Annotated in this window: 29 protein-coding genes; 15 read left to right on the forward strand and 14 right to left on the reverse strand. The window is 74.8% G+C overall.

Annotated features, from left to right (window positions below; translation table 11 throughout):
- The first annotated feature begins 252 nt into the window (after positions 1 to 252).
- Positions 253 to 1128 (forward strand): putative endonuclease domain-containing protein, encoded by an 876-nt coding sequence (locus AC6CH9_RS09510; RefSeq protein WP_498154654.1) that lies wholly within the window; start codon positions 253 to 255, stop codon positions 1126 to 1128.
- Positions 1129 to 1226: 98 nt separating this feature from the next.
- Here AC6CH9_RS09510 and ilvA read toward each other — a convergent pair whose 3' ends face one another.
- The 3 genes from ilvA to AC6CH9_RS09525 all read right to left on the reverse strand — a co-directional run bounded on the left by ilvA (position 1227) and on the right by AC6CH9_RS09525 (position 5125).
- Entirely contained in the window at positions 1227 to 2492 is a 1266-nt protein-coding gene (gene ilvA, locus AC6CH9_RS09515) for a threonine ammonia-lyase (RefSeq protein WP_498154655.1), read from the reverse strand.
- Positions 2489 to 3784: an AI-2E family transporter gene (locus AC6CH9_RS09520; protein ID WP_498154656.1), complete on the reverse strand. Its 1296-nt coding sequence runs from the start codon at positions 3782 to 3784 to the stop codon at positions 2489 to 2491. The genes ilvA and AC6CH9_RS09520 overlap by 4 nt, the downstream gene beginning before the upstream one ends.
- Positions 3785 to 3883: 99 nt before the next feature.
- Positions 3884 to 5125 carry a cystathionine gamma-synthase gene (locus AC6CH9_RS09525; protein WP_498154657.1) on the reverse strand — a complete coding sequence of 414 codons (1242 nt, stop codon included), beginning with the start codon at positions 5123 to 5125 and terminating at the stop codon, positions 3884 to 3886.
- Between the two features lie 170 nt (positions 5126 to 5295).
- Here AC6CH9_RS09525 and msrA point away from each other — a divergent pair, with 170 nt between their 5' ends.
- The 4 genes from msrA (at position 5296) to AC6CH9_RS09545 (ending at position 8383) form a co-directional block, all read left to right on the forward strand.
- A complete protein-coding gene (gene msrA / locus AC6CH9_RS09530) occupies positions 5296 to 5970 on the forward strand; it encodes a peptide-methionine (S)-S-oxide reductase MsrA (RefSeq protein WP_047232060.1) in 675 nt (224 codons plus the stop codon).
- 133 nt (positions 5971 to 6103) lie between these two features.
- On the forward strand, positions 6104 to 6940 hold the full coding sequence (locus AC6CH9_RS09535; protein ID WP_498154658.1) for an aldo/keto reductase: 837 nt from the start codon (positions 6104 to 6106) through the stop codon (positions 6938 to 6940).
- A gap of 80 nt (positions 6941 to 7020) precedes the next feature.
- A complete protein-coding gene (locus AC6CH9_RS09540; protein ID WP_498154682.1) occupies positions 7021 to 7848 on the forward strand; it encodes a CPBP family glutamic-type intramembrane protease in 828 nt (275 codons plus the stop codon).
- 49 nt (positions 7849 to 7897) lie between these two features.
- Complete coding sequence (locus tag AC6CH9_RS09545; RefSeq protein ID WP_498154659.1) at positions 7898 to 8383, forward strand: hypothetical protein; 486 nt, start codon at positions 7898 to 7900, stop codon at positions 8381 to 8383.
- 6 nt (positions 8384 to 8389) lie between these two features.
- Here the strand turns inward: AC6CH9_RS09545 and AC6CH9_RS09550 are convergent, their stop codons facing one another.
- The 5 genes from AC6CH9_RS09550 to AC6CH9_RS09570 all read right to left on the reverse strand — a co-directional run bounded on the left by AC6CH9_RS09550 (position 8390) and on the right by AC6CH9_RS09570 (position 11876).
- On the reverse strand, positions 8390 to 9229 hold the full coding sequence (locus AC6CH9_RS09550; RefSeq protein WP_498154660.1) for a phosphatase PAP2 family protein: 840 nt from the start codon (positions 9227 to 9229) through the stop codon (positions 8390 to 8392).
- A gap of 85 nt (positions 9230 to 9314) precedes the next feature.
- On the reverse strand, positions 9315 to 9971 hold the full coding sequence (locus tag AC6CH9_RS09555) for an SRPBCC family protein (RefSeq protein ID WP_498154661.1): 657 nt from the start codon (positions 9969 to 9971) through the stop codon (positions 9315 to 9317).
- Positions 9968 to 10354, reverse strand: a complete 387-nt coding sequence (locus tag AC6CH9_RS09560; RefSeq protein WP_498154662.1) for an ArsR/SmtB family transcription factor — start codon at positions 10352 to 10354, stop codon at positions 9968 to 9970. The genes AC6CH9_RS09555 and AC6CH9_RS09560 overlap by 4 nt, the downstream gene beginning before the upstream one ends.
- A 32-nt stretch (positions 10355 to 10386) precedes the next feature.
- Positions 10387 to 10992 carry a GNAT family N-acetyltransferase gene (locus tag AC6CH9_RS09565; RefSeq protein WP_498154663.1) on the reverse strand — a complete coding sequence of 202 codons (606 nt, stop codon included), beginning with the start codon at positions 10990 to 10992 and terminating at the stop codon, positions 10387 to 10389.
- Positions 10989 to 11876 carry a LysR substrate-binding domain-containing protein gene (locus tag AC6CH9_RS09570; RefSeq protein WP_498154664.1) on the reverse strand — a complete coding sequence of 296 codons (888 nt, stop codon included), beginning with the start codon at positions 11874 to 11876 and terminating at the stop codon, positions 10989 to 10991. The genes AC6CH9_RS09565 and AC6CH9_RS09570 overlap by 4 nt, the downstream gene beginning before the upstream one ends.
- A gap of 54 nt (positions 11877 to 11930) precedes the next feature.
- On the opposite strand from AC6CH9_RS09570, the gene AC6CH9_RS09575 reads away from it, so the two are divergent.
- Complete coding sequence (locus AC6CH9_RS09575) at positions 11931 to 12311, forward strand: DUF5997 family protein (protein ID WP_498154665.1); 381 nt, start codon at positions 11931 to 11933, stop codon at positions 12309 to 12311.
- A 32-nt stretch (positions 12312 to 12343) separates the two neighbouring features.
- On the opposite strand, the gene AC6CH9_RS09580 is transcribed toward AC6CH9_RS09575, so the two are convergent.
- Positions 12344 to 12733, reverse strand: a complete 390-nt coding sequence (locus AC6CH9_RS09580) for an Rdx family protein (RefSeq protein ID WP_498154666.1) — start codon at positions 12731 to 12733, stop codon at positions 12344 to 12346.
- A 30-nt stretch (positions 12734 to 12763) separates the two neighbouring features.
- Positions 12764 to 14158: a DUF2252 domain-containing protein gene (locus AC6CH9_RS09585; RefSeq protein ID WP_498154667.1), complete on the reverse strand. Its 1395-nt coding sequence runs from the start codon at positions 14156 to 14158 to the stop codon at positions 12764 to 12766.
- A 140-nt stretch (positions 14159 to 14298) separates the two neighbouring features.
- Here AC6CH9_RS09585 and AC6CH9_RS09590 point away from each other — a divergent pair, with 140 nt between their 5' ends.
- Positions 14299 to 15534 carry a class I SAM-dependent methyltransferase gene (locus AC6CH9_RS09590; RefSeq protein WP_498154668.1) on the forward strand — a complete coding sequence of 412 codons (1236 nt, stop codon included), beginning with the start codon at positions 14299 to 14301 and terminating at the stop codon, positions 15532 to 15534.
- A gap of 64 nt (positions 15535 to 15598) precedes the next feature.
- Here the strand turns inward: AC6CH9_RS09590 and AC6CH9_RS09595 are convergent, their stop codons facing one another.
- A complete protein-coding gene (locus AC6CH9_RS09595) occupies positions 15599 to 16009 on the reverse strand; it encodes an FKBP-type peptidyl-prolyl cis-trans isomerase (protein WP_047232052.1) in 411 nt (136 codons plus the stop codon).
- Positions 16010 to 16146: 137 nt separating this feature from the next.
- On the opposite strand from AC6CH9_RS09595, the gene AC6CH9_RS09600 reads away from it, so the two are divergent.
- From AC6CH9_RS09600 to AC6CH9_RS09610, 3 genes are all read left to right on the forward strand, one after another.
- Positions 16147 to 17034, forward strand: a complete 888-nt coding sequence (locus tag AC6CH9_RS09600; RefSeq protein ID WP_498154669.1) for an alpha/beta fold hydrolase — start codon at positions 16147 to 16149, stop codon at positions 17032 to 17034.
- Positions 17027 to 17617, forward strand: a complete 591-nt coding sequence (locus AC6CH9_RS09605; protein WP_498154670.1) for a TetR/AcrR family transcriptional regulator — start codon at positions 17027 to 17029, stop codon at positions 17615 to 17617. The genes AC6CH9_RS09600 and AC6CH9_RS09605 overlap by 8 nt, the downstream gene beginning before the upstream one ends.
- Before the next feature lie 72 nt (positions 17618 to 17689).
- Positions 17690 to 18382 carry a hypothetical protein gene (locus AC6CH9_RS09610; protein WP_498154671.1) on the forward strand — a complete coding sequence of 231 codons (693 nt, stop codon included), beginning with the start codon at positions 17690 to 17692 and terminating at the stop codon, positions 18380 to 18382.
- Positions 18383 to 18484: 102 nt separating this feature from the next.
- Here AC6CH9_RS09610 and AC6CH9_RS09615 read toward each other — a convergent pair whose 3' ends face one another.
- Positions 18485 to 19894 carry a cystathionine beta-synthase gene (locus AC6CH9_RS09615; RefSeq protein ID WP_498154672.1) on the reverse strand — a complete coding sequence of 470 codons (1410 nt, stop codon included), beginning with the start codon at positions 19892 to 19894 and terminating at the stop codon, positions 18485 to 18487.
- Between the two features lie 125 nt (positions 19895 to 20019).
- Here AC6CH9_RS09615 and AC6CH9_RS09620 point away from each other — a divergent pair, with 125 nt between their 5' ends.
- Positions 20020 to 20709: a DUF5701 family protein gene (locus AC6CH9_RS09620; protein WP_498154673.1), complete on the forward strand. Its 690-nt coding sequence runs from the start codon at positions 20020 to 20022 to the stop codon at positions 20707 to 20709.
- 86 nt (positions 20710 to 20795) lie between these two features.
- On the opposite strand, the gene AC6CH9_RS09625 is transcribed toward AC6CH9_RS09620, so the two are convergent.
- Both AC6CH9_RS09625 and AC6CH9_RS09630 read right to left on the reverse strand, forming a co-directional pair.
- The gene (locus tag AC6CH9_RS09625) at positions 20796 to 21263 is read right to left on the reverse strand and encodes a hypothetical protein (RefSeq protein WP_498154674.1); all 468 of its coding nucleotides are present in this window, start codon (positions 21261 to 21263) and stop codon (positions 20796 to 20798) included.
- A 53-nt stretch (positions 21264 to 21316) separates the two neighbouring features.
- A complete protein-coding gene (locus AC6CH9_RS09630) occupies positions 21317 to 22210 on the reverse strand; it encodes a Bax inhibitor-1/YccA family protein (RefSeq protein ID WP_087469665.1) in 894 nt (297 codons plus the stop codon).
- 375 nt (positions 22211 to 22585) lie between these two features.
- Here AC6CH9_RS09630 and AC6CH9_RS09635 point away from each other — a divergent pair, with 375 nt between their 5' ends.
- From AC6CH9_RS09635 to AC6CH9_RS09650, 4 genes are read left to right on the forward strand one after another with little or no spacing between them, the layout of a single operon-like run.
- Entirely contained in the window at positions 22586 to 23575 is a 990-nt protein-coding gene (locus tag AC6CH9_RS09635) for an ABC transporter ATP-binding protein (RefSeq protein ID WP_498154675.1), read from the forward strand.
- Positions 23572 to 24444: a DUF2705 family protein gene (locus AC6CH9_RS09640; RefSeq protein ID WP_498154676.1), complete on the forward strand. Its 873-nt coding sequence runs from the start codon at positions 23572 to 23574 to the stop codon at positions 24442 to 24444. The genes AC6CH9_RS09635 and AC6CH9_RS09640 overlap by 4 nt, the downstream gene beginning before the upstream one ends.
- The gene (locus AC6CH9_RS09645) at positions 24441 to 25931 is read left to right on the forward strand and encodes an ATP-binding protein (RefSeq protein WP_498154677.1); all 1491 of its coding nucleotides are present in this window, start codon (positions 24441 to 24443) and stop codon (positions 25929 to 25931) included. The genes AC6CH9_RS09640 and AC6CH9_RS09645 overlap by 4 nt, the downstream gene beginning before the upstream one ends.
- Positions 25928 to 26629 carry a response regulator gene (locus AC6CH9_RS09650; RefSeq protein ID WP_047232044.1) on the forward strand — a complete coding sequence of 234 codons (702 nt, stop codon included), beginning with the start codon at positions 25928 to 25930 and terminating at the stop codon, positions 26627 to 26629. Before AC6CH9_RS09645 ends, AC6CH9_RS09650 begins: the two co-directional genes overlap by 4 nt.
- Positions 26630 to 26671: the final 42 nt, after the last annotated feature.

Raw genomic sequence — 26671 nt, forward strand, 5'->3', positions numbered from 1 at the left:
CGGTGAGACGAGAGAAGTGGCCCCTCCGAGACCTCTCGAAGGGGCCACTTCTCGTATCTCGAGGTCTCGTGCCCATGTCGTCCACAGGTCCGCGCCGCTCGTCAGCGTCCCGGTGGCGTCCTCGGCCAGACTCTCGGGATGTCCGTTCCCGTCCCCGACCCGCCCTTCCTCGTCAGCGAGGCGCTCCGTCTCGGTGTCACCCGCAAGCAGCTGCGATCACCTCGGCTCCACGCCCCGGTGAGGGGTGTCCGGATGGACTCCGCACGGCGAGAAGACGTGCGGTCGGTCGCCACCGCCGTCCGACTCGCGCTCCCGCGGACGGCCGCCTTCTCCCACACGACAGCCGCAGCCCTGTGGGACCTGCCGCTGCCCCGGGACGTCACGGGCCTCGATCCGCTGCACGTGTCGGGACCGTCCGGGACGCGGCCCCTCGACGCCGCCGGCGTCGTCTCTCACGGAGGCTTGCCGGCACGCGACGTCGTCGTCCGGCACGGCCTCGACGTGACCGGTCGGGACCGGACCATCGCCGATCTGGCGGCCCTCGTCGCCGCAGGCGGGCACGGGCTCACGGAGACCGACCTCGTCGTCGTCGTGGACTCGGTGCTCGGCGGCCGAGGGCGTGTCCGTCCGTTCCCGCCGGACCGGCTGGCCGAGCGCCTGCGAGGCGTGCGGGGTCGGCGCGGAACCGTCCCGCTCGCGTCCGCGCTGGACCGAGCCCGGCGCTTCGTGGACTCGCCCATGGAGACGCGACTGCGCCTACGGCTGATCGATTCCGGCTTTCCCTGCCCTGTCGTCGGCGCCGACGTCTTCGACGACGACGGACGCTGGCTCGCGCGTCCGGACCTGTGCTGGCCGGACCTGCGGATCGCGTTGGAGTACGACGGGCAGCACCACCTGACCTCCGCGCGCCAGCGCCTGAACGACGTCGCCCGACAGGAGGAGATGGAACGCCTGGGCTGGCGGGTGATCGTGCTCTTCGCCTACGACGTCCTCGGCCGTTGGACGTCGACCGAGGGCCGGGTGCTCCAGGCGTTCCTCGACCGCGGCGTCCGCCCGGCGGAGGTCCCGGACGCGCACGACGCGGACACGCGCTCGCGAGTCGTCACCTCGGCGCGCCGGATCGTCTGATCCGGTGTCGTCGACCGCGCACGGGGACGTCCACGGGAGCCGAGACGGCAGAAGTGGCCCTTCCGGGACGTCCCGGAAGGGCCACTTCTCGCTTCTCGTCAGAGGCCGGGCGATCCGCCGTCGCTGCGCTCGACGCGGTAGCCCTCGGAGCGCAGGTGCGCGACGAGCTCGTCGCAGTGCTCCGGGCCCTTGGTCTCCACCTGCATGCGCACCCACGCCTCGCCGATCGCGAGGCCCACGTCGGTGCGGTCGTGGTCGATGTGCATGATGTTGCCGCGCTTGGTCGCGATGACCTCGAGCATGCGCGCGAGGGCGCCGGGACGGTCGTCGAGCAGCACCTGGAGCTGGATGTATCGGCCGGCCGCCGCGAGTCCGTGCCGCACGACCCGCAGCAGCACGAGCGGGTCGATGTTCCCCCCGGACAGCACGACGACGACGGGCCCCTCGACCGGGTCCGCCGCGCCCGCGTCGACGGCGGCCGTCCCCGAGAGGAGCGCGGCGACGCCGGTCGCCCCGGCGGGCTCGACGAGCAGCTTCGCGCGCTCGGCGACCATGAGCAGCGACCGGGAGATCTCCTCCTCGGTCACCGTGCGGACCTCGACGCCGTGCTGCGCCAGGATCCCGAACGGCACGTGCCCGGGCGTCCCGACCGCGATGCCGTCGGCCATGGTCGCGGCGAGCCGCGCCGTCGTCGGCTCCCCCGCGGCGAGCGAGCCCGGGTAGGCGGCGGCGCGCTCCGCCTGCACCCCGATCACGCGCACGTGCGGCGCCGTCTGCGCGAACGCCCCGGCGAGTCCCGCGACGAGCCCGCCGCCGCCGAGCGGCGCGATCACGGTCCGGACGTCGGGCACCTGCTCGAGGACCTCCAGCGCGATCGTCGCCTGACCGGCGACGACGTCGGGGTGGTCGAACGGGTGGATGAACACGGCGCCCGTCCGGTCGGCCTCGGCCCGCGCGGCGGCGAGCGTCTCGTCCACGTCGGCGCCGACGAGCCGGACCTCGGCGCCGTACTGGCGCGTCGCCGCGACCTTGGGCAGCGCGGCGTCGACCGGCATGTACACGACGGCGCGGATGCCGAGCAGACCGGCAGCGAACGCGACGCCCTGCGCGTGGTTGCCGGCGCTCGCCGCGACGACGCCGCGGGCCTTCTCGTCGTCGCTCAGGCGCGCCATGCGCACGTACGCGCCGCGCACCTTGAACGACCCCGCGCGCTGGAGGTTCTCGCACTTGAGCAGCACGCGGACGCCGGCTGCCTCGCTGATCGCGCGCGTCGTCTGGACCGGGGTGCGGTACGCGACCCCGTCGAGCAGGCGGGCGGCGTCGCGGACGTCGTCGAGCGTGACCGGTACCGGACCGGAGGTCACCGCACCTCCCCGGGCGCGTCCTCCACGGGTCCGGCGTCCTGCGGGTCGACGACGGCGGAGTCCTCCCCGGCGCCCGCGCGGGTCCGACGGCGCGCGCCCGCGTCCTCGAGGTCCGCCTCCGCGCGCGCGATGACCGGGGGCTGCGGGCTCCCCCGCACCACGACGCGGTCGTCCGTCCCGAGCTCGGGGAACTTGTCGTGCCCGTGCAGGTAGAGGACGACGGTGTTGAGGACCGCGGCGATCGGGACCGCGAACAGCGCGCCGACGATGCCGGCGGCGAAGCTGCCCGCCGCGACGACGAGCAGCACGGCGACGGGGTGCAGCGAGACGGCGTGGCCCATGAGGAACGGCTGGAGGATGTGTCCCTCGATCTGCTGCACGAGCAGCACGATGCCGAGCATGACCAGCGCCTGGACCCAGCCCTGCGCGACGAGCACGACGAGCACCGCGATCGAGCCGGTGACGATGGCACCCACGATCGGGATGAACGACCCGACGAACACGAGGATGCCCAGCGGCAGCGCGAGCGAGGGGACGAAGAACGCGGCGCCGATCCCGATGCCGACGGCGTCGACGGCGGCGACGAGGATCTGCGTGCGCGTGTACGCGGCGAGCGTCACGATGCCACGGCGGCCGGCCTGGTGGACGTCGTCGCGGGCACGCAGGGGAAGCAGGCCGACGACCCACGACCAGATCGTGCGCCCGTCGAGGAGGAAGAAGAACGTGCAGAACAGCGCGATGAGGGCTCCGGCGACCACGTGGCCGATCGTCGTGGCCGCGCCGAGCGCGCCGGAGACGATCGAGTCCTGGTTCTCCGAGACCGCGGTCCCGGCCTGGTCGAGCCAGTGCGAGATCGTCGTCGAGTCGAGCCCGAGCGGCCCGTCGGCGAGCCACTCGGTGAACTGCTCGAACCCCTCGACCGCCTGGTCGCGCAGGTCCTGGAAACCGCTGACGATCTGCTGCCCCGCGATCGCCACGAGCCCCGCGACGACGACCACGAGCGTGATGAGCGCCGCTCCGGACGCGAGCCCGCGCGACATGCGCAGGTGACGCCGGAAGAACCGCTGGACCGGCGTGAGGAGCACCGTGAGCAAGAGCGCCACCGCGATGGGGACGACGATCACCTTGAGCTGCGTGACGAGCCAGAGGCCGGCCGCGATCGTCAGCCCGATGAGCAGCAGCCGCCACGACCAGGCGGCGGCCGAGCGCACCGAGTCGGGCACCGCCGCGGCGCCGGGGCGCCCGGGAGGAAGCGGGTCGGGGGTCCTGTGCTGGTCCGTCTGCGCGCTCACAGCGCAACCCTAGGTGAGCGACCCTCGGCTCGCGGCGCTGAATACCCGCGACGCGCCCGGTGTGCGCAGGATCTCCCCGCCCGGGCGGGGCGTCACGTGCTACCCCAGCGCCTGCGTGAGGTCCGCGACGAGGTCCTCGACGTCCTCGATGCCGACGGAGATGCGGACGAGGTCGTCGGGGACCTCGAGCGCCGTCCCGGCGACGGAGCCGTGGGTCATGCGGCCCGGGTGCTCGATGAGCGACTCGACGCCGCCCAGTGACTCCGCGAGCGTGAAGACCTGGGTGCGCGCGCACACGTCGAGCGCCTTCGCCTCGCTGCCCGCGCGGAACGACACCATGCCGCCGAACCCGCTCATCTGGCGCGCCGCGAGCTCGTGCCCGGGGTGGGACGCGAGGCCGGGGTAGATCACCTCGGTGACCGCGGGGTGGGCCGCGAGGAAGTCCGCGACGGCCGCCGCGTTCGCCTGGTGGCGGTCCATGCGCACCGCGAGGGTCTTGAGGCCGCGCAGCGTGAGCCACGCGTCGAACGGCCCGGCGACGGCGCCCGACGCGTTCTGGTGGAACCCGACCGCGCCGGCGACGTCGGTCCCGCCCGCGGGCGACTCGAGCCCTCCCGGGAGCTGCGCGCCCGACGCCACGACGAGCGCTCCTCCGACGACGTCGCTGTGCCCCCCGACGTACTTGGTCGTCGAGTGCACGACGACGTCCGCGCCCAGCGCGAGCGGCTGCTGGAGGTACGGCGTCGCGAAGGTGTTGTCGACGACGAGCAGCGCCCCGGCGTCGTGCGCGACGCCCGCGAGCGCCGCGATGTCGGAGACACCGAGCAGCGGGTTGGTCGGTGTCTCGACCCACACGACGCGCGTCTCGGGGCGCATCGCGGCACGGACCGCCTCGACGTCCGTGAGGTCGACGGGCGTGTGCTCCACGCCCCACGGCCCGAACACCCGGGCGATGAGCCGGTAGGTGCCGCCGTACGCGTCGTCGGGCACGATCACGTGGTCGCCGGGTCGCACGACGGCGCGCAGCAGCGTGTCCTCGGCGGCCAGGCCGGACGCGAAGGCGAACCCGCGCGCGGCGGGCGACCCGTCCGCCGTCGGGCCGAGGCCGCCGGACTCCGCGGCCGCGAGCGCCTCCTCGAGCGCGGTGCGCGTGGGGTTCGCGGAGCGCGAGTACTCGTAGCCACCGCGCAGCCCGCCGACGCCGTCCTGCTTGTACGTCGAGACCTGGTGGATCGGCGGCACGACGGCGCCGGTCGTCGCGTCCGGGTCCTGCCCCGCGTGGATCGCACGCGTGGAGAAACCGGTGGTGGTCCAGTCGGGGTGCTCGCTCGATGTGCTCACCCGCCCAGCCTACGGCGCGCCCCCCTGCACCGAGCAGGCGGCGGACCGTCGTGCACCTGCGCGCCGCGTCGGCCCGGAACACCCGCCGCCCCTGGGACGTTCTACCCCGTGCCAGGACGATGCGTCGTGGGCCAGCGCCCCGGTCGTCCAGGTACCTCAGGAGGTAAGCGATGAACTCGATCTTCGACGCGATCTTCGGCTCGTCCGGCAAGACGACGATGATCGCCCCCGAGGACGCGCTGCCCGGGCGCCAGTCGCCCGTGCTGCAGACCCCGCGTCCCCACACCGTGCTCGGCACGTCCATCACCGGTCCGTGGCCGGAGGGCACGCGCGTGCTCTACCTCGCGATGGGCTGCTTCTGGGGTGCCGAGGAGATCTTCTGGCAGGTCCCCGGGGTGGTGAGCACCGCCGTCGGGTACATGGGCGGCACGACGCCGAACCCCACCTACGAGGAGGCGTGCACCGCGCGCACCGGCCACACCGAGACGGCGCTCGTCGCGTACGACCCCACGAAGGTCTCCGAGGAGGAGCTCCTCAAGATCTTCTGGGAGCGCCACGACCCGACGCAGGGCTACCGCCAGGGCAACGACGTCGGCACCCAGTACCGCTCCGCCGTCTACTGGACGACGCCGGAGCAGGAGCAGGCGGTCCGCGACACCGCGGCGCGCTACTCCGCGGTGCTCGAGGCCAAGGGCTACGACCCGGTCACGACGGAGATGCGCCCCGCGGCCGAGGCCGGCCCGTTCTACTACGCCGAGGACTACCACCAGCAGTACCTCGACAAGAACCCGAACGGCTACCGCTGCCACGCGACCACGGGCGTCCCCTTCCCGAGCGCCGCGTAGCACCCGCCGAGGGGTGAGAGGTGGCCCCCGGTCCCTGCGGACCGGGGGCCACGTCCCGTCTCGCCCGCGCGACGCCACGGCGCCCCGCCCGCCGGGGTGCGTGCCGCGACGGGTCCGACGCACGATGGGGCCCATGACGATCCCCACCCTCAGCGCCCAGGACGGCACGACGATCCCGGCGATCGGGTTCGGTACCTACCGCCTCAACGGTGAGGAGGGCGCGGCGACGATCGCGCGCGCGATCGACGCGGGCTACCGGCTGATCGACTCGGCGTTCAGCTACGAGAACGAGGGCGCGGTCGGCGCGGCGGTGCGACGCGCGGACGTCCCGCGCGACGACGTGATCGTCACGTCCAAGCTCCCCGGTCGCCACCAGGCCCACGACGACGCGATCCGCACCGTCGAGGAGTCGCTCCTCCGCACCGGTCTCGACCGCATCGACCTGTACCTGATCCACTGGCCGAACCCGCGCGTCGGGCGGTACGTCGAGGCGTACGAGGCGCTCGTGGAGTGCCGCGAGCGGGGGCTGATCCGTCACGTGGGCGTGTCGAACTTCCTGCCCGAGCACCTCGACGCGGTGATCGCCGCGACGGGCGTGACCCCGGTCGTGAACCAGGTCGAGCTGCACCCGTACTTTCCGCAGCCCGCGCAGCGGGCCGCCGACGCCGAGCGCGGGATCGTCACCGAGGCGTGGAGCCCGATCGGCCGTGCGAACGACCTCCTGCGCGACCCCGCCGTCACGGCGGTGGCCGCCGCGCACGGCGTCTCCCCCGTCCAGGCGATCCTGCGCTGGCACGTGCAGCTCGGCGTCGTGCCGCTGCCCAAGGCGTCGACGCCGGAGCGTCAGAGCGAGAACCTCGACGTCTTCTCGTTCGAGCTCACGACCCACGAGATGAACGCCCTCACGGGCCTCGCCCGGCCCGACGGACGCACCAACGACCAGGACCCCGCGGTGTACGAGGAGCTCTGAACCCACCGCCCGCCGCGGCACGTGCTTGGACCCGCCGGTCGTGGCACCGTGTGCGGGTGACGTCCCCCGCCCTCGCCCCGGTGCCCGACGCCGCGCGACCGCCCTGGGCGGTCGGCTCGCCGCTGCGGCTGCTCGCCGCGCTGCTCGTGTCCGGCTCGGCCGTGCTCCTGTTCGCGGTGCACGTGCGCCCGCTCGGGTACGTGCCGCTCGTGCTCGGCGTGGCGCTCGGGCTCGCCGTGGACCGCCGCCTCGGGCGCGACCTCGCGCTCGTCGGCACCGGCATGGCGATCATCTCGACGATCTCGCTCGAGGCGGACCTGTCGGACGCGGGGATGGTGCGCTTCGCCGTCGTGCTGTCCCTCGCGGTGCTCGTGCCGTGGGCGCTGTCGCGGTTCGTGCTCCGCGAGGACGTCATCCGGTTCCCCGTCGCCACCGGGCGACGCTGGACCCGGGGACAGGTGGTGTACCTCCTCGTGGTCGTCGTCGCGGGGTACCTGATCCTGCCGTTCTACTTCATCGGCTCGGGCGCGTACGGCAACTGGCCGGAGATCACGGGCGGGCAGGAGATCGCGCGGCTGTTCGTCGGCGTCAACGCAGTGGGGATCTGGGACGAGCTGTTCTTCGTGTGCGTCGTGTTCGCGCTGTACCGCGAGCACTTCGGCCTGTGGACGGCGAACCTCCTGCAGGCGGCGGTCTTCGTGTCGTTCCTGTGGGAGCTCGGGTACCGCGAGTGGGGACCGCTCCTGACCGTCCCGTTCGCCCTGGTCCAGGGCTGGATCTTCTCGTGGAGCAAGTCGCTCACGTACGTCGTCGCGGTGCACCTGCTGTTCGACGTCGTGGTGTTCGCGGTGCTCGTGCACGCCCACCACCCGGAGCTGTTCGACGTCTTCGTCACCGCGCCGCGCTGACGGCGACGCCCTGGCCTCGCCCGGCCTCCCGTGCCGGTACCGTGCCGGCATGACCGCACGACGCGAGCACCCGCGCCCGGGGCTCGTCCCCCTGCTGCTCGCGGGCGCCTGCCTGCTGGGCGTGCTGTGGCTGTGGGCGCTCCCGGGCTTCCGGGTCCAGGGCGCGACGCCGTTCGGCGAGACGGCGCGCCTCGAGCTCTCCGCCGGCGACCACACCGTCTATGCCGACACGGCCGCCGCCTGGGGCGAGGTCCGGTGCGAGGGCACCGGACCCGACGGCGAGGACGTCGGGCTCCGCGTCTCGATGTCGCAGCAGGACCTCCGCGTGCCCCGGCACTGGCGTGCGCAGTCCTCGTTCGCGAGCGACGCGGGCGGCGTGACCCTCACGTGCCGGTCGGACGGCACGACGACGGACGGCACGTTCGCCGTCGGGCCGTCGGTCGACGTGCCGCAGGCCGCGCTCGGCACCGTGCTGCTCGTCGCCGCGGTGGCCCTGGGGGTCACGGGGATCGCCCGCGCCCGCCGCCGCCCCTGAGGCTCCTCAGGCGGGCCGCGCCAGCAGGACCTTGCGGACACCATCAACGCGGCACGCCGCGGTGACCGCGACCGTCGCCGGTCCGGCCAGGACCGTCACCGCCGCGACGACCACGGCGACGCCGACGGCCGCGCCCGCGACGACGTCGTGCGGGAAGTGCACGCCCTCGGCGACCCGCGCCGTGGCGACCGCGACGGCGAGCGCCACGGGCAGCACGACCCACACCGCGACCTGGCGCAGCGGCGACCGGTAGGCGTGCCGGGCGGGCACCGCCCCGGGGACGCGCACGGCGGGCGCACCGGCCAGGACGACGGCCGTCGCGAGGGCGAACGCGATGGCGGTGTGGTTGCTGGGGAACGACCAGTCCCCGGCCGCGGGGCAGTGCGCGACCTCGACGAGCTCCCAGCACCCCCGGGGCTGGCGGACCAGGGACTTCACGGCCTCGCTCGCCGCGTAGGCCGCGACGGCGCCCACCCCGGCGACGAGCGTCGTCGCGACGGCGGACGCGCCCGCGCGCCGCGCCCGCCACGCGACGACCGCGCACAGCCCGAGGAGCACGAGCACCCCGCCCTCCGCGACGAGCCCCGACCCCGGGAGCTCGGCGGTCCGCGCCGTGATCGCGAGGTAGACCGTCTCGCTCGGGCCGCGCAGGAGCCGCGCGACCAGCACGATTAGCGCCGCCCCGACCAGCCACGACACCGCGACGAGGACCTGACCTGCCACCCGGGACGACGCGTCCGCGGGCGGGTCCGGCAGCACGCGCGGGCGCGTGGCCGGACGGGTCACGTCCGGAGCGTCGGGGCGGTCGAGCAGGGTCGAGGGACGGGACGAATCGGGCGGAGTCATCGCACGAGGGTAAGCCGGGTGAACGGCAGGTGAACATCCGCCCCACGGGGGACGTCCGCCGCCGGCCGTCCCCCCGGGGCCGGACCTACCGCGCGTCGGGGGTGTCGTCGGCCGGGACGTAGAACGCCGTCGTGGCGGCGACGCGCGCCGCGACCTCGTCCGCGCCCAGCCCGTCCGCCTCCGCGAGCGCCGCTCCCCACGCCTCGCTGCTCGCGACGTTGAACCTGCGCAGCTCGGGGCTCGCGAGGATCTCCTCGGGGTCGAGCGGTCCGGCACCGTCGAGGTGCAGGCCGAGGCCCAGCAGCGCGCCGTCCCAGCCGACGCCCACGGCGCCCGGGCCGTACACGTCCCACATCTCCGGCGGCACGACGGCGGTGTGCTCGAGCGTGAGTGTCGTGCCGCCGTCAGGCGCGGGCGCGAGGCGGAGCTCGACGACCGACGAGTCCTCCGGCGTCGGCGGGCCCATGACCCACGTGAGCCGGAGGAGGGTTGGCGCGTCGCACGCGCGGATCTCGCCGCCCGCGTTGCCCTCGACCTGGTACGTGCCGCCGACGCGGAGGTCGCCCGTGACCGGCAGGAACCAGCGCGGGATGCGCTCGGGGTCGGTGACGGCGTCCCACACGTCCTCGACGTCGGCAGGGTAGGTCCGCTCGATCGTGAGCACGCGGGCCTCGCCCGCGGGGAGCGTCCCCGTCCCGACGGAGCGTCGAGCGGCCTCGAGCTCGGCGATGAAGTCCTTCATGCTGTCCTCCTGGTGGTGTCGGTCGGGCGTCCGGCCCCCTCGTCGGCGGCCGCGGCGCGGCGCCGCTCGCGGGCACCGCGAGCGAGCTCGGTGCCGAGCGCGTCGAGCCGCTGCTCCCAGAACCGGCGCAGTCCCGCCGCCCAGTCCTCGACCTCGTCGAGCGCCGCGGGGTCGAGCGCGTAGACGCGTCGGGTCCCCTCGGGCCGCACGGTCGCGAAGCCGCTCGTCCGCAGCACCTTGAGGTGCTGGGACACGGCCGGCTGGCTGATCCCGAACTCCTCGCCCACGAGCGCGGCGAGCTCCCCCGCCGGACGCTCTCCCCGGGCCAGGTGCTCGAGCAACCGGCGTCTGACCGGGTCGCCGAGGACGTCGAACGCTTCCATGACCCTCATGCTTCACTTCCGACTTATATAAGTCAAGCCCTATCGAGGGATCTCGCCATGACGCGCTGCGGGCCGGCGCTCCCGCCGAGGTAGGCACCGCGGTCGGTCAGGCCGGCGCGCGCGTAGGCGCGGCGGCCCGCGGCGTTGCGGTCGTTGACCGTGAGGACCAGCGCGGCGTACGGGGCGACCCGACGGCGCACGCGCGCCAGGTCCGCGACCGCTCCCGGGAGCAGCGACGTCACGCGCGTGCCGACCCCCGCGCCCTGCGACGCGACGTCGACGAGGAAGCCGCGGAAGAGCACCACGTCGTCCGCGCCGACGCCGCCGAGCAGCGCCACGACCTCCGCGGGCGCGCCGCCCGGGTGCAGCACCCCGAGCGCGACGACGTCGCCCGACGCCGCGCGGGCGACCAGGAGGTGCCGGTCAGGGTCGGCACGGGCCGCGTCCACCACGTCGGTGGCGGGCGGGACGAACGCGTCCTGGCCGGGGCCGAGCCGCAGCGCGAGAGCCGCCGCGAGGAGGTCGTCGTGCTCGTCGCCGGGCACGGCGTCGAGCAGCACGAGCCCGAGCGAGCCGTCCCCGTCGGACCCCGGCGACAGCGGGCCCGTCGTCGCGCGCGCCCCGGGCCGGGCCGTCACCGCCGCTTCCCGCCCCGCCCGCGGGAGCCCCGGCCCTTCTGGCTCCCGGCGCGCCCCTGCTTGGCTCCGCCGGCCCGCCCACCGGCCGCTCCCCCACGCCCGGACCCGCCGCGCCCACCCTGGCCCCCGGTGCCGCCGCGCCCGCTCTGCGGGCGAGGCGTCGCAGCCTCCTCGGGCACGGTACCGGCGCGCCGGCCGCGCGAGCTGTTGACCGTGCGGCCCCGCACGATGCCGACCATCTCCTCGACCAGCTCGTCGTCCCGGTCGGCCACCCACGCGAGCGCCACCGGGGCGGTCGGCGCGTCGTCGAGGCGCCGGTACGTCACGTCCTTGCGGTGGTGCAGACGCGCGAGCGACTGCGGCACGACCGCGACCCCGACGTTCGCGGCCACGAGCACGACGGCGTCGCCCGTCGTCGCCGGACGCTCGACGGCCGGCCGACCCGGGGGCTCCGGGGCGTCGTCCCCCGCGCCGGGCTCGCCCGCCCACGGCACGACGTCGTCGAGCGGTCGCAGCAGCACGTCGTCGGCGAGGTCCGCGAGCGCGACCGCCTCCTCGGGCTCGAGCGCGGCGAGCAGGTGGTCGCGCGAGACGAGCACGACCGGCGCCTCCTCGTAGAGCCGGATCGCGCTGAGCACGTCGCGGTCGACCGGCAGGCGGAGGATCGCGGCGTCGGCCTCGCCGTCGCGCAGCGCGCGCTCGGCGTCGCCCGCCTCGACCGCCACGAGGTCGAGCGGCACGTCGGCGAGGCGCTCGCGCCACGTGCGCACCCACTTCGCCGGCGTCGCGCCGGGCACGTACGCGAGCCGGAACCGCCGCACCCCGCCGTCGTCGGGGGTCTCGCCGTTCGTCACCTCGGGGGCCGTGCCCGCGTCGTCGTCCACCCGACCAGCCTAGGCGCGCCGTCGATGCCCGACCGGCCGACTACCCTGGAGCCCATGACCCCCAAGCAGTCCGCGCAGACCATGAAGCCCGCCACCGCGGCGAAGAAGCTCGGGGTGTACCTGCCCGCCACGCCGCCGGAGTTCCGGGAGGGCACGATCACGCGCGCCCAGCTCGAGGAGCTCGAGAAGAACCCGCCGGAGTGGCTCGCGGACCTGCGCCGCAACGGCCCTCACCCGCGGCCCGTCGTCGCGGGGCGCCTGGGCGTCTCCATCTCCGGCCTCACGCGCGGCGGGCTCACCGAGCCGCTGACCACCGAGGAGATCGACGCGCTGCGCCAGGACCCGCCCGCGTGGCTCGCGACCGAGCGCGAGGTGCAGAAGAAGGTCCGCGCCGAGGAGGAGCGGCTCGCCGCCGCACGCGCCAAGAAGGGCTGAGCGGCCGCCCGGCGCCTGAGCCGCCCGGAGCGTCACTCCGCGGGCGTGGCCTCGCCCACCCCGGCGGACCGGGCCGCGGCCCGGTCGGTGTGCCCGAGCGTGAGGTCCGGGGCGACGGCGTCGCGCACTCGCCGCTTGAGGTCGGGGATCTCGGGGAACCCGCCGTCGGCCTTGCGGTCCCACAGCAGCACGGGGCCGTCGCCGGCGTCGAGCGTGACGCGGAAGACGCCGTCCGTCCCCGGCACCAGTGCGACCTCGCCGAGCCGTGTGCGGAACGTCTGGAGCAGCTCCTGGGCGACCCACGCGGCGCGCAGGAGCCACCGGCACTGCGTGCAGTACTCCACCGCGACGCGCGCGGTCCCGCGCGGCGGGTCGGCGGGCGCGGTGGCCTCGGGTCCGGGCGACCCGGCGTCGTCGGTCATGGCGCCCAGCCTACGGGTGGGCGCCCCTCCTCAGGCGTCCCGCTCGGCGGGCAGCCGCCCGCTGGCGACGGCGGCCTCCAGCGCGGCGTAGTCGCTCTCGACGACGTCCGCGTAGGCGCGCGACCAGTGCGCGATCGCGTCGTCGAAGGTGTCAGAGCGACCGAGGTACCCGGAGGCCACCCGCGTGCCCGGCGACTGGCTGTGCGCGCGGGCGAGCACGCGCCCGCACAGCTCGCCGTACCGCACGAACTGGTTCGCGGAGAGCCGGTCGAGCTCGACCGAGCCCTTCATGTCGCGGAACTGCCGCCAGAAGAAGTCGACGCGCGGGCGCCCCGTGCGCTCGGGCGACTCGACCGTGGTCCAGCCGAGGAACGGGTCGGACTGCGCCTGGAGGATCCGCTGGGCGGCCACGACCCGGCGCCCCTGGGCGGGCAGCGCGCCGGCCGGGACCAGACCCGCCGGGAGCGCGTCGACCATCCCTCCGTAGGTCGCGAGCACCGACGACGTCGCCTCCTTCACCTGGAGCACGAGCGGCTCGCCCGCGGGCCCCTCGAGCAGCACGATGTAGCAGCGGGTCCCCACGCTCCCGACCCCCACGACGCGCAGCACGTAGTCCACGACCGTGAACTGGCTCAGCAGCAGCCGGACGTCGGCGCGCAGCGGCTCGCGGTAGGTCTCGAACAGGGCGGTCAGCTCGTCGAGGCTCGCCGTGGTGACGTGCTGGGTGACGGGGGGCTGGTCGACGATCCGCGTGCGCCCGTCCTCGGTCTGCCCGGTGATCTTCTGGACCACCTGCTCCGACGTGCGCCGCCGTGCCTTCTTCAGGGTCCGCTGGAGCTCCTGGCGCCCCTCCTTGAGCAGCAACGGCTCGATGAGGTCCGTGTCGATCTGGAACGAGAACCGGTCGAGGGCGCTGCGCGCGAACGCCTCGGCGAGCGTCTCGCGATAGCCCCGGACGGCGCTGCGCGCGGCGTCGGCGCAGTCCGCCTCGGACAACCCCTTGTCCCGGCCGCCGACGTACATGCTCGCGGCGAGACGCTTGACGTCCCACTCCCACGGCGCGTCGGACGCCTCGTCGAAGTCGTTGAGGTCGAACAGGACGCGCCGCTCGGGCGACGCGAACAGGCCGAAGTTCGAGACGTGCGCGTCGCCGCACGCGACGACGTGCACCCCGGTCTGCGGACCGTCGCGCAGGTCGTGGGCCATCGTGGCCGCCGTGCCCCGGTAGAACGCGAACGGCGACTCGAGCATCCGCCCGATCCGCAGCGGGACGAGCTCCTGGAGCCGGTCGCGGTTCTGCTCCTCGATGATGGCGACCGGGTCGCGCTCGGGGAGCAGCAGCGCCCCCTGGGTGCGGCGCGGCACCCGGTCGCGCAGGGCGCGCCCCGCCGCGCGGGACTCGGCCAGGGTTCGCGGGACGTCCACGGGTGCCTCCTCGCTGTCCGGGAACCGCACAGTAGCGCTCGTGGCGGCGCACGGCACGGCGACGCCGGGTGAGGCTCGGTGGAGCGACGGCGCGGGCGCGACCGGGCGGGGAGCGGCGCGCCGTCGGGGAGACTGGACCGGTGACCACCTCCCCGTCCGACCTCGCCGCGCTGCTCGCGCGCCTGCGTACCGACGACACCGGCCCGGACCGCGAGGACGCCCCGGTCGCCGTGGACCCCGTCGACCGGCTGCTGCTCGACCTCCTGCTCGACGAGGCGGCACCGAGGCTCGCGGGTGCCGGGTCGGAGGCCGTGGCGATCATCGACGACCGGTACGGGGCTCTCACGCTCGGCGCCGCGCTGCTCACCGCCACGGCGTCGACCGAGGAGGGGCCGGCATCGGGCGACATGCCTGCTGCGAGGGTGCGCGTCCACCAGGACGCGTGCACCGCGGAGGCCGCGCTCGACGCGAACGCGGCGGCGCTCGGGCTGGCCGGCGCGTACGCGCGCCACGGCCTGGGGACGGGGCTGCTCGCCGGGACGCGCGTCGTGCTGCTCCGCCTGCCCCGCAGCCTCGCGGCGCTGCGCGACGTCGCGGAGCACGTCGCGCGCGAGGCCGACCCGGGCGTCGTGCTGCTGGCGGGCGGACGCGTCAAGCACATGACCCGTGCCATGAACGACGTCCTCGGCGAGTCGTTCGCCGACGTGCGCGCGAGCCTCGCGCGCGGCAAGTCCCGCGTGCTCCTCGCGTCGTCGCCGCGCCCCGCACGCGGCGGGTTCACCTACCCCGTGACGGCCGACCTGCCCGACGACGGGCTGCGGGTCGCGGCGTTCGGGGCGGCCTTCGCGGGGGCGGGCCTGGACCTCGGGACGCGGTTCCTGCTCGAGCAGCTCGGCGCCGCGGGCCCGGACGGGCCGGCGCCCGGCGGGTCGGGCGCGGGCCCGCGCGACGTCGTCGACCTCGGCTGCGGGACCGGACTGCTCGCCACGTGGGCGGCCCGGCGCTGGCCGGAGGCGCACGTCGTCGCGGCCGACCGCTCCGACGCGGCGGTGCGGTCGGCGGCGCTCACGGCGCGGCAGAACGGGGTGGGCGACCGCGTGCGCACCGTGCGCGACGACGCGGGCGCGACCCTGACCGACGCGAGCGCCGACGTCGTGCTGCTCAACCCGCCGTTCCACGACGGCGCGGCCCTGCGCACCGACGCGGCGCACCGCATGTTCGCGACGGCGGGGCGGGTGCTGCGCCCGGGCGGCGAGCTGTGGTGCGTGTGGAACTCGCACCTGCGCTACCGGCCGGCGCTGGAGCGCGCGGTCGGGCCGACGACCCAGGTCGCGCGCGGCCCGCAGTTCACCGTCACCCGCTCCACGCGCCGCTGAGCGCTGGGTGCTCGTCGTCAGGACGGCTCGCCGACGACGGACCCCCAGCGCTCAGCGGGGAGCGTCACTGGACGTCGACGACGTCCACCACGAAGACGAGCGTGTCCGTGCCCGCGATGCCGGCCTGCGGCACGCCGCGCTGGCCGTAGCCGTGCTCCGGCGGGATGGAGAGCAGCACGCGCGAGCCGACGTTCTGGCCGACGAGGCCCTTGTCCCAGCCGCCGATCACGGCGCCGACGCCGATGGGGAAGGCGATGGTGTCGCCACGGTCGTAGGAGTTGTCGAAGACGTGGCCGCCCCAGGTCTGGCCGAGGTAGTGCACGACGATGTTGCGCCCCGACGTGACGGCCGGGCCGTCGCCCTCGCTGAGCACGACGACCTGGAGGCCGCTGGGCGCGTCCGTCTCCGGGAACGTGAGCGTCGGCTTGTCGCCGAAGGATCCGGATGCGGTCGGAAGGGTGGGCTGGTCGGTCACGAGGTTGCCTCTCGTCGGGTGCAGGAAGCCCGCGCGGACGCGGGTCTCCCTACCCTACGCGGGTCGTTCCGGGGCGGCCGGGGCGTCCTGCACCCGACCTCTTGCGCGCTGCGGCTAATGGCATTAGCCTTGTGGCTATGAATACGAGCCAGCAGTCCACCGTGCACCACCTCGCCCGGGCCGAGGGACGTCTCGCCTACACGGACGCCGGCACCGGTCCCCTCCTCGTCGCCTCGCCCGGCATGGGCGACCTGCGCTCGACCTACGACGACGTCGCCCCGCACCTCGTGGCCGCGGGCTACCGCGTGGTCGTCGCGGACCTGCGCGGCCACGGCGACAGCGACACCACGTTCTCGACCCACGGCGACGAGGCGACGGCGTCCGACTACGTCGCGCTCGTCGAGCACCTGGGCGCGGGCCCCGCCGTCCTGCTCGGGAGCTCCATGGCGGCGTCGGCCGCCGTGATCGCCGCGGCCGAGCGTCCCGACCTCGTGCGCGGGCTCGTCCTCCTCGACGGGTTCCTCCGCGAGCCGTCGTCGCCCGCGAAGCTCCGTGCGATGCGCGTGCTGTACCGTCTCGCGCTCGCCCGGCCCTGGGGCGCCGCGTTCTGGTCCTCGTTCTACGGCTCGTTGAACAAGGGCCGCACGCCCGCGCGCCTCGCCGCGCACCAGGCCGCGATCCGCGCCAACCTCTCCGAGCCGGGGCGCCTGCGCTCCTTCCGGGACCTGACCCTCCAGCTCGACCACCGCGTCGTCGAGCCCCGCGTCGCGCACGTCGAGGCGCCCGCGCTCGCGGTCTTCGGCGCGCTCGACCCCGACTACGCCGACCCCGCGGCCGAGGCCGCGTGGGCGCAGGAGTCGCTCGGCGCGACGACCCTCGTGCTGCCCGAGGTGGGCCACTACCCCCAGCTCCAGGCGCCGGAGGAGGTCGTGGCCGCGACGCTCGCGTTCCTCGCGGAGCTGCCGGACGGCGCCGCGCGCCCGGCGGGCGCGCGCCGCGAAGGGACGGAGGGCACCCGTGGCTAGGGCGGGGCTCTCGCACGCGGCGGTCGTGCGGATCGCCGTCGACCTCGTCGACGCGGGCGGGCCGACCGGCTTCGCCGACCTCACGCTCGCGAAGGTCGCCGCGCAGGCGGGCGTCGCGACGCCGAGCCTCTACAAGCACGTCGGCTCGCTCGCGGCCCTGCGGCGCGAGATCGCCGTCGTGTCCGTCGAGGACTACACACGTGCCCTGACCGACGCGACCGTCGGGCTCGCCGGTCCGGACGCCGTCGCCGCCCTCGCGCACGCGACCCGGCGCTACGCGCGCGCGCACCCGGGGCGGTACGCGGCCGTCCAGGTGGCGCCCGACCCCGACGACCCCGCCGACGCCGCGCTCTCCGCGGCGGCCGGCCGGAGCGTCCAGGTCGTCGCCGCGGTGCTGCGCGGCTTCGACCTCCCCCAGGACCGCACGATCGACGCGATCCGGTCCGTGCGCGCGAGCCTGCACGGCTTCGTCGCGCTCGAGCTCGGCGGGGGCTTCCGGCTCCCGGACGACCTGGACCAGAGCTTCGAGGTCCACGTCCGCTCGATGCTCGCCGGTCTCGCGGCGCTCACCGGCGGCTCCTGACCCGCGCGCCCGTCCTGCACCGCACATCGGACCGGGCGGACCCCCGTTCCCGCGAACCCTCCGGAGGCTCCCATGAGCTCGACCACCACCGCAGCGCCGGCCACGGCCACGTCGTCGACCTCGACCCGACGCCTGACCGCCGCCGCGCTCGTCGCGGCGGGTGCGGGCTTCGTCCTGTTCCCCGTGCTGCGACCCTGGCCGGACGAGGCGCGCCCGACCGCCGAGCTCGCCGCCGCGTTCGCGTCCGACCGCTGGGTCGTCGCGCACCTGTGCGGGATCCTCGCGATCGGGCTGCTCGCGCCCGCCCTCCTCGGCCTGCGCTCGGCCCTCGCTCCGGTCGCCCCGCGGCGCACCGCCGACCTGCTCGCGTCGGCGACGGGCCTCGTCTGGGCGGGCGGGTTCCTCGCCGCGCTCTTCTTCGGTGCGGAGATGTTCGGCATCCAGGCGGTCGCGCGCGCCGCGGCCTCCACGAGCGACCCCGCCGCCACGGGGTTCCTCGACGTCGTGACGGACCTGCGCACGGGACCTCTCGCCATCACGCTCTTCGGCGCGGGCCTGATCCTCCTCGCGGCAGGCGGCCTGGTCACCGCCGTCGCGCTCCGCCGCGTCGCGCGCTGGTGGTTCACCCTGCCGTTCGCCCTCGGCCTCGTCCTGCTGCTGCCGCAGTTCTGGGGCGCTCCCGGGCTGCGGGTCGCGCACGGTGTCCTGCTCGGCGCCGGCTGCGCGCTCCTCGCGGTCGTGGCGCTCCGCCACCCACGACCCTGACCGCTCCCGAGAACGACCCCGATCGCTGTCGAGCACGACATGGGGGTCGTTATCCGTCGGATGACGACCCCCATGTCGTGCTCGGCGGGGTGCCGAAGAGCGTCAGCGGGCGGCGACGAAGCCCAGGAGGTCGTGGCGGGTGAGGACGCCGACCGGGTCGCCGTCCTCGACGACGAGCAGCGCGTCGGCGTCGTGCAGCGCGGCGCGCACGGCCTCGACGCCCTCGCCCGCGCCGATGAGCGGGAAGCGGGGCTCCATGTGCTGGTCCACCCGGTCGGCGAGGGACGCGCGGCCGGAGAACACGGCGTCGAGCAGCGCGCGCTCGCTCACCGACCCCGCCACCTCGCCGCTCTTCACCGGCGGCTCCGCGCCGACGACAGGCATCTGGGAGACGCCGTACTCGCGCAGGATCTCGATCGCGTCGCGCACGGTCTCGCTCGGGTGCGTGTGCACGAGGTCGGGCAGGCGCCCGTCCTTGGCGCGCAGCACGTCGCCCGCGGTCACGCCCTCCTCGTCGGGCAGGAACCCGTACGACCGCATCCAGGCGTCGTTGAAGATCTTCGAGAGGTAGCCGCGCCCGCTGTCGGGCAGCAGGACCACGATCACGGCCCGTGCCGCAGCCTCCGGGTCCTCCTCCTGGAGGCGGCGCGCGAGCCGCAGCGTCGCCTCGACCGCCATGCCGCACGACCCGCCGACGAGCAGGCCCTCCTCGCGCGCGAGGCGCCGCGTCATCGCGAACGAGTCGGCGTCGCTGACGGGGATGACCTCGTCGGGGACCGACGGGTCGTACGCGGCCGGCCAGAAGTCCTCGCCCACGCCCTCGACGAGGTACGGGCGCCCGTCGCCCCCGGAGTACACCGAGCCCGCCGGGTCGGCGCCGACGACGCGCACGCGGCCGCCCTCGGCCTCCGCGCGGTCCGCCGAGACGTCCTTGAGGTAGCGCCCGGTGCCCGTGATCGTGCCGCCCGTGCCGACGCCCGCGACGAAGTGGGTCACGCGGCCGTCCGTGTCCGCCCAGACCTCGGGGCCCGTGGACTCGTAGTGCGACGCCGGACCGTTCGGGTTGGCGTACTGGTTCGGCTTCCACGCCCCGGGGATCTCGCGGACGAGGCGGTCCGAGACGGAGTAGTACGAGTCCGGGTGGTCCGGGGCGACGGCCGTCGGCGTCACGACGACGCGCGCGCCGTACGCGCGCAGCACGTCCCGCTTGTCCTGGCTCACCTTGTCGGGGCACACGAACACGCAGTCGTACCCCTTGCGCTGCGCGACGAGCGCGAGGCCGACGCCGGTGTTGCCGGACGTGGGCTCGACGATCGTGCCGCCCGGCGCCAGCTCTCCCGACGCCTCCGCGGCCTCGACCATCTTCAGCGCGATGCGGTCCTTGACCGAGCCGCCGGGGTTCACGTACTCGACCTTGGCGAGGATCGTCGCGCTGAGGCCTTCGGTGACACGGGACAGCCGGACGAGCGGGGTTCCGCCGACGAGCTCCGAGACGTGCTCTGCGTATCTCATGCCCCGATCATCCCCGATCCGCGCGGCGCGCGTGCGTCGCACGACCCCACGGCGGCGCGACGGCGGGAATTTCCGTACGGTGTACAGCGTTGACTCCTCCGACCGCCCCGACCGAGAGGTGACCCGTGCCCGAGACGACCACCGCCGCCCCGCACCCGACCGCCCCCGCGACGACGCTCCCCGACGTCCCCGCCCAGGCCGAGCGCCTCGTCGCGCTCGGCGTCCACGAGCTCGCGGGCCTGGCGCCCGACGCGCTCCGGGCCGCCGCGACCGGGCTCGCTGCGACCGCACCCGCCGGGTCGCTGCTCGTCGTCGACCCCCGGCTCGCGCCGCCGTCGGCCCTCGCTCCCCTCCTGCGGCTCACGGCGCGCGACGGCGAGAAGGAGGGCTTCGTCGTCGTCGACATGACGGACGTCGACCGCTTCGCGCCCATCGAGGGCGTCGAGGTCCCCGACGGCCCGCTCTACGTCGTCGCGGGCCCGGACCGCGGCGACGACCTGGCGAACTGGTCGCCGGACGAGGCGCTGCCCGAGCTCACCGCCCGGGGCCGGACGCCGATGCTGCTGCACGAGGGCATCCACTGGGCGCTCCAGACGCCGAGCGTCCTCACGCGCAACCTCTGCTACATGACGATCGGGTCGCGCCTGCGCAAGCCCGACGGCCGTCTCGACGCCCGTACCCCGGCGCTGTGGATCTCGAACGGCACGGGCCGCGACGGTCGCGAGCGCCGCGGTGCCCCGAAGGTCGGCTGGTGCTGGGCGGGCAACCGCCACACGTGGCTCGGCTTCGCCTCGACCACGGGCCGCCTCTCCTGACCCCGTCGATCCCCGGCTGTGGGCATGGAATGGGCCCGGTTCTCGGTCGAGAACCGGGCCCGTTCCCTGCCCACAACGGTGGGTGCTCAGCCGAAGAAGCCCAGGAGGGCGACGAGGACCACGACGACGCCGAGCACGACGACGAGGAGCGGGCGGTCGGAGGCCTCTCGCGCGGCGAGGCGACCGAGCCCGGCGCCGACCGCCGCAGTGACGCCGACCACGGCGGCCGCGCCCGCGATCAGCGCTCCCCCGCCGCTCGCTCCGGCGTCGGCGAGCTGCCGCGCGAGGCCGCCGGCGAGCAGCGACCCCCACAGCGCACCCGCGACGAGGCCGAGCGCGGCGAACACCAGCGCGGCCCGGCGCTCGGACGCGTCGCGCGTGATCCGGGTGCCGAGCCAGGCCACCGCGGCGCCCGCGGTCGGCACGCTGAGCAGGATGAGGAGCGCCGAGAACGCGAGCCACGCGGGCGGCGCGCCGGAGACGACCATGTAGAGGACCTGGATGCCCAGCATCGCCGCCGCGGCGACGACCAGTCCGGCGAGAAAGACCGGCACCCGCGGCGGAAGGTCCGCCGCGGGTGCCGGTTCACGGGTGCTGCGCGCCACCGTCAGTCGCTGCTCTGCAGGATCGCGAACAGGCGCAGGAACTCGAGGTAGAGCCAGATCAGCGTGACGAGCAGGCCGAACGCGGCCGACCACGCGAACTTGGCGGGGACGCCACCCTCGACGCCGCGCTTGATCGAGTCGAAGTCGACGATGAGGGACGCGGCCGCCAGTCCGACCCCGAGGAGGCTGGCGATGATGCCCCAGCCGCTGTACAGGCCCCAGCCGCCCAGGACGCCCGTCATGATCAGGACGACGTTCACCAGCGAGAAGACCAGGTAGCCGACCATCGCGATGAGCAGCCAGCGCATGAACTTCGGCGTGACGCGCACGCGGCCGGACTTGAACAGGAACAGCGCGGCGGCGAACGTCGCGACCGTGGCCACGACGGCAGACGGCACGACGCCGTTCCAGGCCGTCTCGTAGAAGCGGCTGATGCCGCCGAGGAACAGACCCTGCGCGAGCGTGTACAGCACGATGAGCGCGGGGCTCGGGTTCCGCTTGAACGAGTTCACCAGGCCGAGCACGAGACCGACGACGGCGCCGACGATCCACAGCGCCGGCATCTGCGGCGTGACCATCCACGAGCCCGCGCCGACGACCACGAGGAGGGCGAGCAGGCCGCCCGTCTTCATGATGACGTCGTCGTAGGTCAGGCGCTTGGTGTCCGCGGTCGTCGCCGACGGCGCGTTGTACATGGCGTCGAGCGACGCGGCGTCGGCGGTCTGGGCGCCGTACGCACCCCACTGCGCGCCCTGCTGGGGCGGCGTGCCGTACGCGGGGCCCTGCCCCTGCGGCGGCGGGCTCCCGTAGGCGGGTCCGGCCTGCGTGGCCGCACCCCCGCGCTGGTTCTTCGGCTCGCCGAAGACCGCGCTGTTGTTGAAGACGGGGTTGCTCATGAGCTCCTCCTGGTCGCGGCGTCCACTACCTCTCAGCGGGCCTCGTCATCGGCGTCTCGCCTCGAGTCGGGTGTCGCTGGCCTGTGTTCATCCTAGGGAACGTGCGAGCCGTGGCCACTGTTCCCGCCGCTTTTTCGCCCCGAGAAGGCGAAGTGCCGACCAGCGGACCACCCGACGACGTGCCACGTACGCCGCGCGGTGTACGTCGCCCGGCCCGCATCCCGGGCAAGATACGTCGCACGGGGGCTGTCCGACGTCGTGCACGTCCCTAGGCTCGAGACGTACCTCGCGGAGAGGGCCCCGGCCAGACCGGCGCGACCTCGCCCGTGAGCACCAGAACCATCCCGGACGAACGACCCTCGGAGGGGCGAAGTCATGATCGAAGCACGCGGCCTGACCAAGCGGTACGGGCCCAAGACCGCGGTGGACGGCATCTCGTTCACCGTGCGTCCCGGGACCGTCACCGGCTTCCTCGGCCCCAACGGCGCCGGCAAGTCCACGACCATGCGCATGATCATGGGTCTGGACCGTCCGACCGCGGGGACCGTCACCGTCAACGGGCGCCCGTACGCGCAGCACCGCTCCCCCCTCACCGAGGTGGGCGCGCTGCTCGACGCGAAGGCCGTCCACACCGGGCGCACCGCCTACAACCACCTCCTCGCGATGGCCGCGACGCACGGCATCCCGACCAAGCGCGTCGACGAGGTCATCGAGATGACCGGCCTCCAGTCGGTCGCGAAGAAGCGCGTCGGCGGCTTCTCGCTCGGCATGGGCCAGCGCCTGGGCATCGCGTCCGCGCTGCTGGGCGACCCCAGGACGCTCATCCTCGACGAGCCCGTCAACGGCCTCGACCCCGAGGGCGTCCTGTGGGTGCGCAACCTCGCCCGCTACCTCGCGTCCGAGGGCCGCACGGTCTTCCTGTCGAGCCACCTCATGAGCGAGGTCGCCCTCACGGCCGACCACATCATCGTCATCGGCAAGGGCCGCATCATCGCGGACGCCCCGGTGAGCGACATCGTCAACGGCGCCCAGCAGCGCACGGTCCGCGTCCGCACGCCGCACGCGACGCAGCTCGCCGAGATCCTCACGAGCGACGGCGCGACCGTCACGAGCGACGAGCCGAGCCTGCTCGTGGTCACCGGCGCGGACGCGCCCGGGATCGGCGAGCTCGCCGCCGCGAAGGGCTTCGTCCTGCACGAGCTCACGCCCGTCACCTCGACGCTCGAGGACGCCTACATGGCCCTCACGGCCGACTCGGTCGAGTACCAGACCGAGTCCGCGCAGATCCACATCGGCCACGGCGCGGCGGGTGCGCCCGCGGGTGCGCCGGCCCCCACCGACTCCCTCGAAGGAGCGCAGCGATGAGCGCCACGACCCTCGCCCCGGGCGCCACCAGCCCGACGGCGTCCCGCACGTCCCCCTACCGCCTCACCTTCGGCCACGTGCTCCGCTCGGAGTGGATCAAGTTCCGCTCGCTGCGCTCCACGTGGTGGACGCTCGGCATCACCGTCGCGGTCATGGTGGGCTTCTCGCTCATGTTCGCGGCCGTCGTCTCGTCCGTGAACTCGGCGGGCGGCTCGCCCGAGGACATGGGGATGGGGACGACCGACGGCATCGGCGTCATGGTCATCACCGTGGGCTACTCGTTCGCGCAGCTCGCCGTCGCGGTGCTCGGCGCGCTCACCGTCACCGGTGAGTACTCCACCGGCATGATCCGCTCCACGCTCTCCGCCGTCCCGCGCCGCACGCCCGCGCTCGCGGCCAAGATGATCGTCGTCGGGGTCGTCACGGCGATCACGACCGCCGTCGCGGTCGGGCTCTCCTACCTCGTGACCTACCCGATCCTCTCGGGCAAGGACATGACGGCCGACTTCTCGTCCGCGGACGACCAGCGCGCCCTGATCGGCGTCGTGCTGTACCTCACCGCGGTCGCGCTGTTCTCCGTCGCGGTCGGCGTCCTGCTCCGCAGCTCCGCCGGTGCGATCTTCACCCTCGTCGCCGTGTTCTTCGTCCTGTCGATGGTGCTCAACATCGTCATGGGGGTCACGGGGGCGGACTGGGTCCAGACGCTCATGAACTCGCTGCCCGCGTCCGCGGGCGAGCAGGTCGTGCTCGGTGGCGGGATGTCGTCCCCCGACGCGATCGGCCCCTGGCCCGGCTTCGCGGTGCTCGCCGGCTGGACCGCGGCGCTCACCGCCGCCGCGGCGATCGTGCTCAAGCGCCGGGACGCGTGACCTCCCGGCCCATCACCCCGCCGACGCCGGACGAGCAGCCCGCTCGTCCGGCGTCGGCCGTGGCGCGCCCGGAAGCCGCTCCGAGCGCGCCCGCGCCGCTGCCGATGCGGCCCGCGCCCGAGCCGTTCACCGAGCTCGACGCCCGGCGCCTCGGGCCGGTGCGTCGGTACTTCGCGCGCCACCCCGTCGTCATGGACTGGGTCATCGTCGCGGTCTTCGTGGTGCCGGGGGTGCTCTACTCGCTCTTCGCGGAGCAGCCCCACGGCTCCTCGCCGCTGTCGCTCGTGTTCTTCCTCCTCGGCGGGGCGCTCCTCTACTGGCGCCGCCGGCGACCCGTCACCGTCGCGCTCGGACTCACCGCCCTCGGCGTCCTCGCGATCGCGGTCACCGGCGACACCGCCGGGTTCGAGGTCGCGGCCATGTTCGCGGTGTACGCCGTCGCGGCCTCGCGGCCGTCGCGCATCGCGTGGCCGGTCCTCGCCATCGTCGTCCTGGCCCTGTCCGCCGCGACGCTCCTCTGGTACGACGTCATCACCACGGCCGACGGCGAGGTCCTGCGCCAGAGCGTCGAGCCCGGCCGCGCGACCGTCGACCGCATCGTCGGCATCCTCGTCACGACCGTCCTGTGCCTGATCGCCCTCGCGATCGGCACCAACGTGCGCGCCCGCCGGCAGCACGTGTCCGACCTCGTCGAGCGGGCCAACTCCATCGCGCGCGACCGCGACCAGCAGGCGCAGCTCGCCGCCGCCGCCGAGCGCACCCGCATCGCGCGCGAGATGCACGACGTCGTCGCGCACTCCCTCACGGTGATGGTCGCCCTCGCGGACGGCGCGAAGGCGTCGGGTGCCAAGAACCCCGAGCTCGCGGGCCACGCGCTCGACGAGCTCACCGCGACCGGGCGCGCGGCGCTCGCCGACATGCGCCGCGTGCTCGGCGTCCTGCGCGAGCCCGGCGGCGAGCAGACCGTGCCGCTGGCCCCGGCGCACGAGACGCCCGAGCTCGAGGAGATCGTCGAGCGCTTCCGCACCGCGGGCCTGCCCGTGCGCCTCGTGCGCTCGGGCCCGCAGCCGACGCCCGGGCCGGCGCTGCGCCAGACCGCGCACCGCATCGTCCAGGAGTCCCTGACGAACGTGCTGCGCTACGCGCCCCTTTCCCCCATGGTCCTCGTCGAGGTCTCGCGCCGAGCCGAGCCCGGCGCGGACTGGCTCGAGCTCCGGGTCGTCAACCAGGCCGGGCGGCGCCCGGGCGAGGGAGCGAGCGTCGACGAGCGCGGCCTGCCGCCGTCGGTCGCGGAGCAGCACCCGCCCGGCGTCCCGGTCGGGACGGGCCGCGGCATCATCGGGATGCGGGAGAGGGCGGCCGTCTACGGCGGTACGGTGTCGGCGGGGCCGAGCGGCACCGGCTGGGAGGTGCGGGCGAGCCTGCGCCTCGACCTCGACCCCGGCCGGGAGACCGGCGGACGCGACGACGGACGGGAACGCACATGACGGACAGCGGCGCACCGACCCGGGTGCTGCTCGTCGACGACCAGGCCCTGCTGCGCATGGGCTTCCGCATGATCCTCGCCGCCGAGGACGACATCGAGGTCGTCGGCGAGGCCGGCGACGGCGAGACCGGGATCGCCCAGGCCGCCGCGCTGCGGCCCGACGTCGTGCTCATGGACGTCCGCATGCCCGGGACCAACGGCATCGAGGCGACCGAGCGCATCGTCGCTGCGCAGCCGGAGTCGCGCGTCATCATCCTCACCACGTTCGACCTCGACGAGTACGCGTTCGCCGCGCTGCGCGCCGGTGCGAGCGGGTTCCTGCTCAAGGACGCCAAGCCGGGCGAGCTCGTCGGGGCGATCCGCGCCGTCGCGAGCGGAGACGCCGCCGTCTCCCCGCGCATCACGCGCCGCATGCTCGAGATGTTCTCCGGGCAGCTCCCCCAGGACGGGACCGTCGCCCCCGCCCCGAGCCAGACCGGCCTGCACGACCCCCGTCTCGCCGAGCTCACGGCGCGCGAGCTCGAGGTCTTCGAGGCGCTCGGCGAGGGGTTGACGAACGCCGAGATCGCGGAGCGCTTCGTCCTGTCCGAGGCGACCGTCAAGACCCACGTCGGCCGCGTCCTCGGCAAGCTGGGCCTCCGCGACCGCGTCCAGGCCGTCGTCCTGGCCTACGAGACGGGCGTCGCCCGCCCCTCCTGAGAGGGTCTGCCCGCCGAGGAAGAGGCGTGGTCGGCTAGGGCC

It is taken from the genome of Cellulosimicrobium sp. GQ32, assembly GCF_059758455.1.